We start from the raw sequence: 11,817 nt of genomic DNA on the forward strand, positions 1-11,817 counted from the left end.
GCCGCTCAGGACCCGCTGCCGGCCAGCCGGCCGAGCAGCGCCTCCGCCGCCGGGTTGCGCGGCCGGGGAGCCCGGCCCACCAGCACGACGGTCCGGCCCGGTTCGGGCTGACGGATGCTCACACACGGCAGCCCCGCGTCCTGGCCGATCCGGCGCGGCACGATCGCGACGCCGATGCCCGCCCGGACGAGGTCCACGAGCAGCCGGATCTGTGTCACGTCGCAGGTGATCCGGCGCTCCAGACCGCAGTGGGCGGCCAGCCGTCGTACCGCCGTCTCCAGGCCGGTTCCCGCGCGGAAGTCCACGAACGGCTCGTCGGCCAGGTCCTTGATCAGGGTGCGTCCGGCGGTCGCCAGCCGGTGGCCGGGCGCCGTGATCAGCACCAGGTCCTCCTGCCAGGACGCGAAGGCCGCTACGCCCTCCGGGAGCTCGGCCGCGTCCGGCGCCAGATAGGCGAGATCCAGCTCGCCCGCGCGCACCCCCGCCACCAGCTCCGGAGTCGTCGCCTCGCGGAGCGAGATCTGCACCCCGGGCCACAGCCGGTGGTACGCGGCGAGCTCGGCGGCCAGGTCCACGCAGGTCAGCGTCTGGATCGTGCCGATGCGGACCCGTCCGGTGGCCAGCCCCGAGACGGCGGCCACCGCGTCGCGCGCCGCGTCGGTCCCGGCCAGCACCGTCCGGGCCGACGGCAGGAGCGCCCGGCCCGCCTCGGTCAGCACCACCCGGCGGCCGGTCCGCTCGAACAGATCGGCGCCCAGCTCCCGTTCGAGATTCCGGACGGAGGTGCTCAGCGCGGACTGCACGATCAGTTCGGCGCGGGCGGCGGCGGTGAAACTGCCGTGCGTGATCACCGCCACGAAGTGGCGGAGCTGACGGATCTCCATCCATCTACGGTAGCGATCTCAGCCAGCGAATCCATCTGTTGGACCGAATGCCGCAGCGGGGCGAAAGTGGATACATGGCGCATATCCAGACTCCGACGCGTGTCCCCGTCCTGTGGAACGCGGCCTACGGGCCGCACCGGCCGAGGCCCCTCCGGCTCCTTGCCAGGTGCCTGCTGCGGGTGAGGGCCTTCGCCCGCGAACTGGCGCTCGCCGACCATGTGCCGTACGGCGGCTACTGAGGCGTCGCGGGCGGGAGCACGAACGCCCGAAACGTGTCGGTGGAGCCGCAGGGTGCGCGACCGGCGACCGACGACGCGGACGCTGGTGGACGAAGGGATCCACGCCCTGGGCCGGCTCATCGGACACGGACCCCGGGCAGCGCCACGCGGGGCCGGTCCGGCCGGCCGAGTGCATCACCGAGTACCCCCGTCCGACGAGGAGAAGGGCGTAGTCGCCGGACTGCTGCCCGCGTCGCTCACCGGATCGCGGAGACCGATCAGGGCCGGCGAACGCTGACGTGGTCCGCCGCCCCGGCCGGCCGCCGGGCCGCCCCCTACAGGTACTTCTTGATCTCCCGCCGGGCCAGCGAGCGCTGGTGCACCTCGTCCGGACCGTCGGCCAGCCGCAGCGTCCGCGCCGCGGCCCACAGCTCGGCCAGCGGGAAGTCCTGACTTACCCCGCCCGCGCCGTGCAGCTGCACCGCCTGGTCGAGGATGCCCACCACCGCGCGCGGAGTGGCGATCTTGATGGACTGGATCTCCGTGTGCGCACCGCGGTTGCCCACGGTGTCCATCAGCCAGGCCGTCTTCAGCACCAGAAGCCGCAGCTGCTCCACCGTGACCCGGGCGTCCGCGATCCAGTTCTGCACCACGCCCTGCTGGGCGAGCGGCTTGCCGAAGGCGTTCCGGGCCACCGCGCGACGGCACATCAGCTCGATGGCGCGCTCGGCCATGCCGATCAGCCGCATGCAGTGGTGGATCCGGCCCGGCCCCAGCCGCGCCTGGGCGATGGCGAAGCCGCCGCCCTCCTCGCCGACCAGGTTGGCCGCCGGCACCCGCACGTCGTCGAAGACGACCTCGGCGTGGCCGCCGTGGTAGTGGTCCTCGTAGCCGTACACCTTCATGGCGCGCTTCACGGTCAGGCCCGGTGTGTCGCGCGGGACGAGGATCTGTGACTGCTGGCGGCGGATGTCCTCACCGTCCGGGTCGGTCTTGCCCATCACGATGAAGATCGCGCAGTCCGGGTTCATCGCACCGGAGATGTACCACTTGCGGCCGTTGACGACGTAGTCCTCGCCATCCCGGGTGATGCGGGTCTCGATGTTGGTCGCGTCCGAGGAGGCGACCTCCGGCTCCGTCATCGCGAACGCGGACCGGATCTCCCCGGCCAGCAGCGGCTCCAGCCACTGCTTCTTCTGTTCCTCGGTGCCGAACTGCGCCAGCACCTCCATGTTCCCGGTGTCCGGCGCCGCGCAGTTCAGCGCGGTCGGCGCCAACTGCGGCGAGCGGCCCAGGATCTCGGCCAGCGGGGCGTACTGGAGGTTGGTCAGCCCGGCGCCGAACTCGGCGTCCGGCAGGAAGAGGTTCCACAGCCCCTGCTTGCGGGCCTCGGCCTTCAGGTCCTCGACCACCTGCGGGGTGTCCCACGGCGAGGCGAGCAGTTCGCGCTGCTCGTCCGCGGTCTTCTCGGCCGGGTAGACGTGCTCGTCCATGAAGGTGAGCAGCTTGGCGCGCAGCTCTTCGGTGCGGGCGTCGAATGCGAAGTCCATGGGGTGGATCAGCCTTCCTGGAGGGTGGTGAGGCCGTGCTCGATGAAGACGGGGACGAGGTCGCCGATGCGGTCGAAGCCACCGCCGACCGTCTGGCCCAGGGTGTAGCGGTAGTGGATGCCCTCCAGGATCACGGCGAGCTTGAACCAGGCGAACGCCGTGTACCAGGAGATGCCGGAGGTGTCCCGGCCGGAGCGGACGGCGTAGCGCTCGATCAGCTCGGCGGGGGAAGGGTGGCCGGCCGCCCCGCTGGTGGTGGAGACCGGCGACTCGGGCAGGCCCAGGTCGGAGCTGTACATCACCAGCAGCCCGAGGTCGGTGAGCGGGTCGCCGAGCGTCGACATCTCCCAGTCGAGGACGGCCTTGATCTCGTCGTCGGCCCCGATCAGCACGTTGTCCAGGCGGTAGTCGCCGTGGATGACCGTGGGCGCGGGGGAGCCGGGCAGCTGCCGGCCGAGTGCCGCGTGCAGCTCGTCGATACCGGGCAGTTCACGGTTGCGGGAGGCGTCCAGCTGCTTGCCCCAGCGGCGCAGCTGCCGGTCGAGGAAGCCCTCGGGGCGCCCGAAGTCGCCGAGGCCGACGGCCTGTGGGTCCACGGCGTGCAGTTCCACCAGGGTGTCGACCAGCCCCAGCACGGCCTTGCGGGTGCGCTCGGGGCCCAGCCGGCCGAGCTGCTCCACCGTGCGGTACGGGGTGCCTTCGACGTACTCCATGACGTAGAACGGTGAGCCGATGACCGAGTCGTCCTCGCAGAGCAGCAAGGTCTCGGGGACCGGGACGGCTGTCGGGTGCAGCGCGCTGATCACCCGGTGCTCGCGCTTCATGTCGTGCGCGGTGGCCAGCACATGGCCCAGCGGCGGCCGGCGGACGACCCAGCGGCCGGTGCCGTCCGTGTCCGTGACGACGTAGGTCAGGTTCGAGCGGCCGCCCTCGATGAGCCCGGCGTCGAGCGGTCCGTTCACCATGCCCGGCCGCTCGCGGTCGAGATGTCCGCGCAGGCGGTCGAGGTCGAGACCTGGCGGGTGGACTGGGCTCATCGTGCGCACCTCCGGGGTGGATAAGACGTCGGTGTTCATGATGCCGACCAGTCGGTATGTCGTCCAGTGAACTTCCGGAACCGGATCTGCGGAATCCGGCCCGAAAGGCGGCCGGACTCTGGCGTTCAGTCGCACCTCTGAATAGAGTTCACGTATGGATACTGCGCTGTTGATCGACGAAGTCCGGCTGACCCCGATCCTCATAGCCGACCCGCCGCTCCTCAACACTCAGGGCGTCCACCAGCCGTACACCCCACGGCTCATCGTGGAAGTCGTCACCCGCGGCGGTGTGACCGGCATCGGGGAAACCTACGGCGACGGCAAGTACCTCGAGCAGGCCGAGCCGCTCGCCCGGGCGCTGGCCGGACGCCCGGTCAGCGACGTGAACGGCCTCTTCGCCCTCGCCGCCGAGGTGTGCGGAGACTCACGCGCGGCCGACGGCCGGGTCGACGCGGGCGGCCTGCGCGGCGTCCAGACCGCGGACAAGCTGCGGCTCTCGGTGGTCTCCGGCTTCGAGGTGGCCTGTCTGGACGCCCTGGGCAAGACCCTCGGCCTTCCGGTACACGCGCTGCTCGGCGGCAAGGTCCGCGACAGCGTCGAGTACAGCGCGTACCTCTTCTACCGCTGGGCCGGGCACCCGGACGGCGGCGAACGCGACGACTGGGGTGCGGCCGTCGATCCGGCCGGAGTCGTCGCCCAGGCCCGGCGCTTCGCCCGTGAGTACGGCTTCTCCTCCTTCAAGCTGAAGGGCGGCGTCTTCCCGCCCGACGAGGAGATCGCCGCGGTTCGCGCACTGGCCGAGGCCTTCCCCGGACAGCCGCTGCGCCTGGACCCCAACGGCGCCTGGTCCGTCGAGACCTCGCTGTACGTCGCCGAGCAGCTGAAGGACGTGCTCGAGTACCTGGAGGACCCGGCGAGCGGCACGGAGGCGATGGCCGCCGTCGCCGTCGGCACCGACGTACCGCTGGCCACGAACATGTGCGTCACCACGCTCGCCGAGGTCCCGGAGGCCTTCGCCCGGGACGCCGTCCAGGTCGTCCTCTCCGACCACCACTACTGGGGCGGGCTGCACCGCACCCGCGAACTGGCCGGCATCTGCCGCACCTTCGGCGTCGGCCTGTCCATGCACTCCAACACCCACCTCGGGATCAGCCTCGCCGCGATGACGCACGTGGCGGCCACCGTCCCCAACCTCGACTACGCCTGCGACAGCCACTACCCCTGGCAGAGCGAGGACGTCATCACCACCCGCCACGTCTTCGAGGACGGCCGGCTCACCGTCCCCGACGCCCCGGGCCTCGGTGTGGAACTCGACCGGGAACGCCTGGCCGTACTGCACCGCCGCTGGCTCGACGACGACGGCACGATGCGCGAGCGCGACGACGCCGCCGCGATGCGAAAGGCCGAGCCGGGGTGGCGGACGCCATCGGTCCCGCGCTGGTGAGGGCCGGCCCGTCCGGGGCGCCTCCGGCCTGAGTTGCGGGCGCCCCGCCACGCCCCGAGGGTCGTTACATGAAGGCGATCAGCTACAGCAGTTACGGCGGGGCCGACGTCCTGGAATACGGCGAGCGGCCCGACCCCAAGGTCGGTCCCGACACCGTCCTGGTGAAGGTGCGGGCCGCGGCCGTCAACCCGGTCGACCGTGTCGCGCGGGAGGGGCACCTCGATGCCGCTCTGGACACGGTCTTCCCGGTGATCCCCGGCTGGGACGTGGCGGGGGTCGTCGTCCAGCCCGGCATCGCCGTCGACGAGTTCGCCGTCGGCGACGAGGTCATCGGATACGTGCGGGAGGACTTCCTCAGCCGCGGCACCTTCGCCGAGTACGTGGCCGCACCGGTGCGCACCCTCGCGCGCAAACCGCTGAGCCTGAGCTTCGAGGAGGCCGCTGGGCTGCCTCTGGCAGGCCTCACCGCCTATCAGGTGCTCCACCGGACCCTGCGGATCCGCAACGGGGACATCGTCCTCGTCCATGCGGCGGCGGGCGGTGTCGGATCGTTCGCCGTGCAGATCGCCCGTCACACCGGCTGCCGGGTCATCGGGACCGCGAGCGAACGCAACCACGACCATCTGCGGCAGCTCGGCGCGGAACCCGTGGCGTACGGGGACGGGCTCGCGGACCGGCTGCGGGCGCTGGCTCCCGAAGGGATCGACGCCGCCTTCGACACCGTGGGCGGTGAAGCCCTGCGGGTGTCCGCCGAGACGCTCGCGCCGGACGGACGCCTCGCGTCCATCGTCGACGACGAGGTGTTCTCGTACGGCGGGAAGTACGCCTTCGTCCGGCCCGACGCCAAGGACCTGGCCCATCTGGCGGAGCTGGCCGAGCGAGGCATCGTCTCCGTCCATGTGGACCGGGTCTTCCCCTTGGCGGAGGCCGCCGAGGCCCACCGGCTCAACGCCGAGGGCCGCACCCGCGGAAAGATCGTCGTCACCGTGGGCTGGGAGGGTGAGGACTGACCGCGGGCCCGCGGCTCAGAACAGCATGGCGGCGGCGAACACGGCCAGTGCGACCGTGCACGCCGCGGCCGTCAGGGCCTCCCGGGCCCCGAGCGTCCGCGGGCGGGCGGTCCCCATGCACTGCACCCGCCGGTTCGCCACGCGCAGAAACCCCAGCCAGGCGAGCACGCTCAACGACAGGGCGACCACCCCGGCCGGGGTGGCCCCGCTGTGCAGCGCCTGCTTGCCCGCCAGCAGTGCCACCACGGTGCAGGAGAGCGTGGTGCGCCGCCAGGCCAGCCTGGTCCGCTCCGGCTGCAGGCCGGGATCCCGCTCCCCGGTGCTCACCGGCCCTCCCAGCCGAAGAGGACCACCACCACCATCGCCACGGCGACGACGGCGACCGCGAGACTCAGCAGCGTCGGGAACCGGGAGACCGGCAGGTCCTCGCCCCGGCGCATCGCCCGCTCGCACCGCACCCAGTGGTTGACGGCCCGCAGCGCGCACAGCACACCGGCCGCAAGCAGAGCGAGCGCCAGGCCCGCGCGGACGCCCCAAGCCAGCTCGGGCAGGAACTGGTCGACCGCGAAACCCCCGCCGATCAGCGCGAGAGCCGTCCGGATCCAGGCGAGAAAGGTCCGCTCGTTGGCGAGCGAGAAGCGGTAGTCGGGAGTGTCGCCTTCTTCGCGGATCCGCTGCGGCGCGAACCACAGCCGCAGGCTCTGCACAAATTCGTTCACGTACAGACCTTATCTGCCACTTTGGAGTGCATCTTCGGCCGGTTCAGGAAGATTCCCGGAACGCCTGGAGTCGCCGGTAGCTTTCCAGGCCGTCCGGCACCCACTGCCAGTCGCCGAGCCGCCGCTCCAGCTCCGCATCCGTGAGGAAGGTGTGCCAGGCGACCTCCTCCACCTGCGGCTTCACCGGAAGCTCGCACCGTACCCGGTAGACGGCCGACCACCAGGTGTGGCCACCGCCCTCGTAGAGGAACTTGAACACCGGCTCCGGGCGGGGCAGACCCGTGACGCCCAGCTCCTCCTCGGCCTCCCGCAGTGCCGCCTCGTCGTAGGACTCGCCGGCGGCGACGACCCCGCCGACGAACATGTCGTAGTGGGAGGGAAAGACCAGCTTGGTCGCGGTCCTGCGGTGCACGAAGATCTTGCCGTCGGCGTCCCGGGCCTCGATGAAGACGCAGCGGTGACGCAGGCCCTGCGCGGTCGCCTCCCCGCGCGGGGCCTGTCCCACGACGACGTCGTTCTCGTCGACGATGTCCAGGATCTCGTCAGAAGGGTTCATGCCCCTCATCCAACATCAGGCCTCCGACGGTGTTCACTGCCCCATGACGTACTTGACGGTCGGGCCCGTGGTCCAGCCGCCGTCCACGGCGAGTTCGGCGCCGGTGACGTACGAGGCGGCGTCCGAGAGCAGGAACACGACGGCCTCTCCGATCTCACCGGCCTCGCCGACCCGGCCCATCGGGGTGTTGGGGTAGTTGCCCTCGCCCTGCTGGATGCCGACGGAGGCCGTCATCGGGGTGTACACCATGCCGGGGTGCACCGAGTTCACCCGTACCTTCGCCGTGCCGAGCTCCACCGCGCCGACCTTCGTGAGGCCGCGCACGCCCCACTTCGACGCGCCGTAGCTGGAGGTCAGCGCGAGGCCCATCAGACCGGCCGCCGAGGAGATGTTGACGATCGAACCGCCGCCGTTCTCCTTCATCACCGGGATCACCGTCTTCATGCCGATGAAGACGGCGGTCAGGTTGATGTCGATGACCTTGCGGAAATGCTCGACCGTCTCGGTCTCCAGCATCTGACCGGTCGAGACCCCCGCGTTGTTGACGAGGCCGTCGATCCGTCCGAACTCGGCGAGGGCGAACGCGGCGACGCGCTGCCAGTCCTCCTCCGAGGTCACGTCGTGGTGGAGGAAGCGGGCCCTGGGCCCGAGTCCGGCCGCGGTGGCGGCGCCCTCCTCGTCGAGTACGTCGGTGATCACCACGTTCGCGCCGCCCGCCACGGCGAGGCGTGCGGCCTCGGCGCCGAGGCCGCGGGCGGCGCCGGTGATGATGACGGTGCGGCCGGTGAGGGTGTTCTTGTCGGTCATGACATGTCCTTCTTGTGGAGCGGGTGGTTCACGCGCCGTGCGGCGCGGGGGCGTGCAGAAACGCGGTGGTGGTGCCGATGAGGTCGGCGAGGAAGAGCTCCTGCCCGGTCAGTGGTTCCGTGCCGTCGAGCCCTTGGCGGGCCCGGTCGGCCAGCGCCGCGCCGATCAGGGTGAGCGCCAGGTCGAGGCGCTCCAGGCGTACGGGCTGCGGCAGCGCGCCCAGACGGTCCCCGATCCGGCCGATCAGCCGTCCGTAGGCGGTGCCGTCCAGCGCGGGGTGCAGTGCGCCCGTCCGCAGCCCGGTCTCATGGCTGAGCTGCGCGGAGATCCGCAGACAGCGGCGGCCCCGGTCGTCGGCGAGCAGGCTCGCCTCCGCCGTCACCAGAGCGGTGAGCAGGTCCCGTACGCCGCAGTCCCCGGGGAGCCCGTCGAGCAGCGGTGCGACGACCCGCTCGGTGCGTTCCTGGCGGCCGGTCATCACGGCGTCGAGCAGCCCGGAACGGGAACCGAAGTGGTACTGCACCGCGGAAGGGTTGCTCTGGCCCGCCAGGGCGACGATGTCGCGCAGCTGGGCGCCGTCCGTGCCCTGAGCGGCGAAGATCTCCTCGGCCGCGCGGATCAGCTTGTCCCTGGTCTGTTGTCCCGACTGTCCCGACGTTCTCGCCATGGGGCCAATGTAATGCTGGCCATTATTAATTGCCAGGCCGCCCGGAGGACTGTGAGGAACCGGACATCACCGGGAGGCCCGGTTTCTCAGTGCGGCTGGAGGCTCTGCGTACGGCGTCCGCCCACCGGCCCCTCCGGCATGGCCGGGTGCAGCCCCAGCAGCACGATCCCGGCCACGATCGCCGCGAGTCCCGCGGCCTGCCAGGCCAGCGCGCCCGTGTCGGTGCGCACCTGGTCGCCCATGAAGCCGATCCCGCACGCGATCCCGGCCAGCGGCTGGGCCGCGGTCAGCGCCGGCAGCGACATCCGCAGCGGGCCCGTCTCGAACGCGCTCTGGACGAGGATCAGCCCCGTCACCCCCAGCACCAGCACCGCGTACGGCTGCCAGCCGGTGACGAGCGCCGCCCAGCCGCCGTCCGAGAGCCGCTGCCCGCTGACGCGGGTGAGGGCGTCCTGAAGCCCGTAGAGCAGTCCCGCCGCCACCGCGAGCAGTGCGGGGGACACCCCCGACCGTGAGCGCTTGGCGAAGGCGGTCAGCAGCAGGGCCAGGCCCACCACCACACCGATCACCAGCCAGTGCCGCAGCGGACTCGACACCGCCTGCCCGCCCTTCGGCTCGCCCGCCACCAGGAACGCGGCGACCCCGCCGGCCAGCAGCCAGAGCCCCGCCCAGCCCTGCCGGCCCAGCCGCTGACCGGTGCGGTGACGGGACAGGGCCATCGCGAAGAGGAGATTGGTGGCCAGGAGCGGTTCGACGACGGAGACCTCACCCTTGCCCAGGGCCAGGGCGCCCAGCACCATGCCGCAGACCATCAGGCCGATGCCGGCCAGCCAGCTGCGCACCCGCATCAGGTCCAGCAGCAGCCGGGGCGAGAGGTAGTCGCTCTTCGGGGCGCGGCGGGCGGCGGCCTGTTGCAGCACGAAGCCGAACCCCAGACAGCAAGCGGCGCTCACGGAGAGCACGATGACCAGCACCGACACGCTTCCCCACCCCGAGTCAGGCCGTAAGAGGGTGATTTTTGTCGACGATAGCGCCTGGGCACGACACCCGCGGCGCGAAGCGCCGCCGACCGGGCGGTTGACGCCGGGACGGCCGGTGCCGAAGATCTGACGCACGAGTAACTTCGCGAGCGGCCGCACGGACGACGGGCGGTCCTTCCGCCGGACCGCGGCCCGGTCGCCCCGACAAGGATGGAACCCATGGCGTACGACGCTGATGTGATCGTGATCGGGGCGGGACTCGCGGGGCTGGTCGCCACCGCGGAACTCGTCGACGCGGGCCGTTCGGTCATTCTGCTCGACCAGGAGCCCGAGCAGTCGCTCGGCGGCCAGGCGCACTGGTCCTTCGGCGGACTCTTCCTCGTCGACTCGCCCGAGCAGCGCCGGATGCGGATCAAGGACAGCCACGAGCTGGCCCTCCAGGACTGGTTCGGCACGGCCGGTTTCGACCGCAAGGAGGACCACTGGCCGCGGAAGTGGGCCGAGGCGTACGTCGACTTCGCCGCCGGCGAGAAGCGCTCCTGGCTCCACCAGCGGGGCATGCGGTTCTTCCCCGTCGTCGGCTGGGCCGAGCGCGGCGGCTACGACGCGAACGGCCACGGAAACTCCGTCCCCCGCTTCCACATCACCTGGGGCACCGGCCCCGGCGCAGTCGCCCCCTTCGAGCGCCGGGTGCGCGAGGGCGTCGCCAAGGGACTCGTCACCTTCCGCTTCCGCCACCGCGTCACCGGCCTCGGCCGTACCGGGGGCACCGTCGACACCGTGAGCGGCGAGATCCTGGCGCCCAGCGACGCGGCCCGAGGCACGGCGAGCAGCCGGGAGACGACCGGCACCTTCGAGCTCAGGGCCCAGGCGGTGATCGTCACCTCCGGCGGTATCGGCGGCAACCACGACCTCGTCCGAAAGCAGTGGCCCGAGCGGCTCGGGACCCCGCCGGAGAAGATGCTCTCCGGGGTACCCGCCCATGTCGACGGGCTGATGCTCGGCATCACCGAGGAGGCGGGCGCCCACCACATCAACCGCGACCGGATGTGGCACTACACCGAGGGCATCGAGAACTGGAACCCGATCTGGGCCAAGCACGGCATCCGGATCCTGCCCGGCCCGTCCTCGCTCTGGCTGGACGCCCGCGGCAAGCGGCTGCCCGTCCCGCTCTTCCCCGGCTTCGACACGCTCGGCACCCTCGAACACATCATGCGCAGCGGCCACGACTACACCTGGTTCGTCCTGGACCAGAAGATCATCGGCAAGGAGTTCGCGCTCTCCGGCTCCGAGCAGAACCCCGACCTGACGGGCAAGTCCATCCGCGGCGTGATCGGCCGGGCCCGCGCGGACGTGCCCGGACCGGTGAAGGCGTTCATGGACAACGGCGTGGACTTCGTCGTCGAGAAGGACCTCGGCGCCCTGGTCCGCGGCATGAACGCACTCACGGGTGAAGCGCTCATCGACGAGGACGAACTGCGCCGCGAGATCACCGCCCGCGACCGGGAGATCGCCAACCCCTTCACCAAGGACCTCCAGATCACCGCGATCAGGGGCGCCCGCACCTACCTCGGCGACAAGCTGATCCGCACCGCAGCACCGCACCGCATCCTCGACCCCAAGGCCGGGCCGCTGATCGCCGTACGGCTCAACATCCTGACCCGCAAGTCGCTCGGCGGACTGGAGACGGACCTGTCCTCCCGGGTCCTCACCGCGGACGGCACCCCACTGGCCGGGGTGTACGCGGCAGGTGAGGCGGCCGGGTTCGGCGGCGGCGGGATGCACGGCTACCGCTCGCTCGAGGGCACCTTCCTCGGCGGCTGCATCTTCTCCGGCCGGGCGGCGGGCCGGGCCGCCGCGGAGGCGGTCGGCTGAGGACTCCCCGGCTGTCTTCTGACGCCTCCGCGCGTCCGTCCGGTGGGGTTCGGGCGGGAAACCGGGCGGG

Annotated in this window: 13 protein-coding genes; 4 read left to right on the plus strand and 9 right to left on the minus strand. The window is 71.5% G+C overall.

Translation table 11 applies throughout. The features are described from left to right. Window positions 1–5: 5 nt before the first annotated feature. Window positions 6–884, minus strand: coding sequence for a LysR family transcriptional regulator (locus ABT025_RS11385; RefSeq protein ID WP_350992460.1), 879 nt, complete (start codon window positions 882–884; stop codon window positions 6–8). A gap of 74 nt (window positions 885–958) precedes the next feature. On the opposite strand from ABT025_RS11385, the gene ABT025_RS11390 reads away from it, so the two are divergent. Further along, window positions 959–1,123 (plus strand): hypothetical protein, encoded by a 165-nt coding sequence (locus ABT025_RS11390; protein ID WP_350992462.1) that lies wholly within the window; start codon window positions 959–961, stop codon window positions 1,121–1,123. Between the two features lie 314 nt (window positions 1,124–1,437). Here ABT025_RS11390 and ABT025_RS11395 read toward each other — a convergent pair whose 3' ends face one another. Further along, a complete protein-coding gene (locus tag ABT025_RS11395; RefSeq protein ID WP_350992464.1) occupies window positions 1,438–2,652 on the minus strand; it encodes an acyl-CoA dehydrogenase family protein in 1,215 nt (404 codons plus the stop codon). Between the two features lie 8 nt (window positions 2,653–2,660). Next, window positions 2,661–3,689: a phosphotransferase family protein gene (locus tag ABT025_RS11400; RefSeq protein ID WP_350992465.1), complete on the minus strand. Its 1,029-nt coding sequence runs from the start codon at window positions 3,687–3,689 to the stop codon at window positions 2,661–2,663. Between the two features lie 154 nt (window positions 3,690–3,843). On the opposite strand from ABT025_RS11400, the gene ABT025_RS11405 reads away from it, so the two are divergent. Together ABT025_RS11405 and ABT025_RS11410 are read left to right on the plus strand one after the other, a co-directional pair. Beyond that, complete coding sequence (locus ABT025_RS11405) at window positions 3,844–5,133, plus strand: glucarate dehydratase family protein (protein WP_350992466.1); 1,290 nt, start codon at window positions 3,844–3,846, stop codon at window positions 5,131–5,133. Window positions 5,134–5,201: 68 nt separating this feature from the next. After that, window positions 5,202–6,143 carry an NADP-dependent oxidoreductase gene (locus tag ABT025_RS11410; protein WP_350992468.1) on the plus strand — a complete coding sequence of 314 codons (942 nt, stop codon included), beginning with the start codon at window positions 5,202–5,204 and terminating at the stop codon, window positions 6,141–6,143. A 15-nt stretch (window positions 6,144–6,158) separates the two neighbouring features. Here ABT025_RS11410 and ABT025_RS11415 read toward each other — a convergent pair whose 3' ends face one another. The 6 genes from ABT025_RS11415 to ABT025_RS11440 all read right to left on the minus strand — a co-directional run bounded on the left by ABT025_RS11415 (window position 6,159) and on the right by ABT025_RS11440 (window position 9,872). Then, window positions 6,159–6,470 (minus strand): DUF202 domain-containing protein, encoded by a 312-nt coding sequence (locus ABT025_RS11415; protein WP_350992470.1) that lies wholly within the window; start codon window positions 6,468–6,470, stop codon window positions 6,159–6,161. Then, window positions 6,467–6,862, minus strand: coding sequence for a YidH family protein (locus tag ABT025_RS11420; RefSeq protein WP_350992472.1), 396 nt, complete (start codon window positions 6,860–6,862; stop codon window positions 6,467–6,469). The genes ABT025_RS11415 and ABT025_RS11420 overlap by 4 nt, the downstream gene beginning before the upstream one ends. Before the next feature lie 43 nt (window positions 6,863–6,905). Then, window positions 6,906–7,418, minus strand: a complete 513-nt coding sequence (locus ABT025_RS11425; RefSeq protein WP_350992474.1) for an NUDIX domain-containing protein — start codon at window positions 7,416–7,418, stop codon at window positions 6,906–6,908. 33 nt (window positions 7,419–7,451) lie between these two features. Then, window positions 7,452–8,225, minus strand: coding sequence for a glucose 1-dehydrogenase (locus tag ABT025_RS11430; protein ID WP_350992476.1), 774 nt, complete (start codon window positions 8,223–8,225; stop codon window positions 7,452–7,454). Between the two features lie 28 nt (window positions 8,226–8,253). Continuing rightward, on the minus strand, window positions 8,254–8,892 hold the full coding sequence (locus tag ABT025_RS11435; RefSeq protein ID WP_350992478.1) for a TetR/AcrR family transcriptional regulator: 639 nt from the start codon (window positions 8,890–8,892) through the stop codon (window positions 8,254–8,256). An 86-nt stretch (window positions 8,893–8,978) separates the two neighbouring features. Further along, window positions 8,979–9,872 (minus strand): DMT family transporter, encoded by an 894-nt coding sequence (locus ABT025_RS11440; protein WP_350992480.1) that lies wholly within the window; start codon window positions 9,870–9,872, stop codon window positions 8,979–8,981. 219 nt (window positions 9,873–10,091) lie between these two features. Between ABT025_RS11440 and ABT025_RS11445 the strand changes: the two genes are divergently transcribed. Then, on the plus strand, window positions 10,092–11,747 hold the full coding sequence (locus tag ABT025_RS11445; RefSeq protein WP_350992482.1) for an FAD-binding dehydrogenase: 1,656 nt from the start codon (window positions 10,092–10,094) through the stop codon (window positions 11,745–11,747). The last annotated feature ends 70 nt before the right edge of the window (window positions 11,748–11,817 follow it).

This window comes from Streptomyces sp. NPDC002809 (genome assembly GCF_040295435.1).
Lineage (GTDB): Bacteria > Actinomycetota > Actinomycetes > Streptomycetales > Streptomycetaceae > Streptomyces.

Bases quoted from the DNA above. Each gene is read 5' to 3' on its own strand.
- ABT025_RS11385 (WP_350992460.1), bottom strand. From the start codon at position 884: ATGGAGATCCGTCAGCTCCGCCACTTCGTGGCGGTGATCACGCACGGC.
- ABT025_RS11430 (WP_350992476.1), bottom strand. From the start codon at position 8,225: ATGACCGACAAGAACACCCTCACCGGCCGCACCGTCATCATCACCGGC.
- ABT025_RS11435 (WP_350992478.1), bottom strand. From the start codon at position 8,892: ATGGCGAGAACGTCGGGACAGTCGGGACAACAGACCAGGGACAAGCTG.
- ABT025_RS11405 (WP_350992466.1), top strand. From the start codon at position 3,844: ATGGATACTGCGCTGTTGATCGACGAAGTCCGGCTGACCCCGATCCTC.
- ABT025_RS11425 (WP_350992474.1), bottom strand. From the start codon at position 7,418: ATGAACCCTTCTGACGAGATCCTGGACATCGTCGACGAGAACGACGTC.
- ABT025_RS11400 (WP_350992465.1), bottom strand. From the start codon at position 3,689: ATGAGCCCAGTCCACCCGCCAGGTCTCGACCTCGACCGCCTGCGCGGA.
- ABT025_RS11410 (WP_350992468.1), top strand. From the start codon at position 5,202: ATGAAGGCGATCAGCTACAGCAGTTACGGCGGGGCCGACGTCCTGGAA.
- ABT025_RS11445 (WP_350992482.1), top strand. From the start codon at position 10,092: ATGGCGTACGACGCTGATGTGATCGTGATCGGGGCGGGACTCGCGGGG.
- ABT025_RS11390 (WP_350992462.1), top strand. From the start codon at position 959: ATGGCGCATATCCAGACTCCGACGCGTGTCCCCGTCCTGTGGAACGCG.
- ABT025_RS11395 (WP_350992464.1), bottom strand. From the start codon at position 2,652: ATGGACTTCGCATTCGACGCCCGCACCGAAGAGCTGCGCGCCAAGCTG.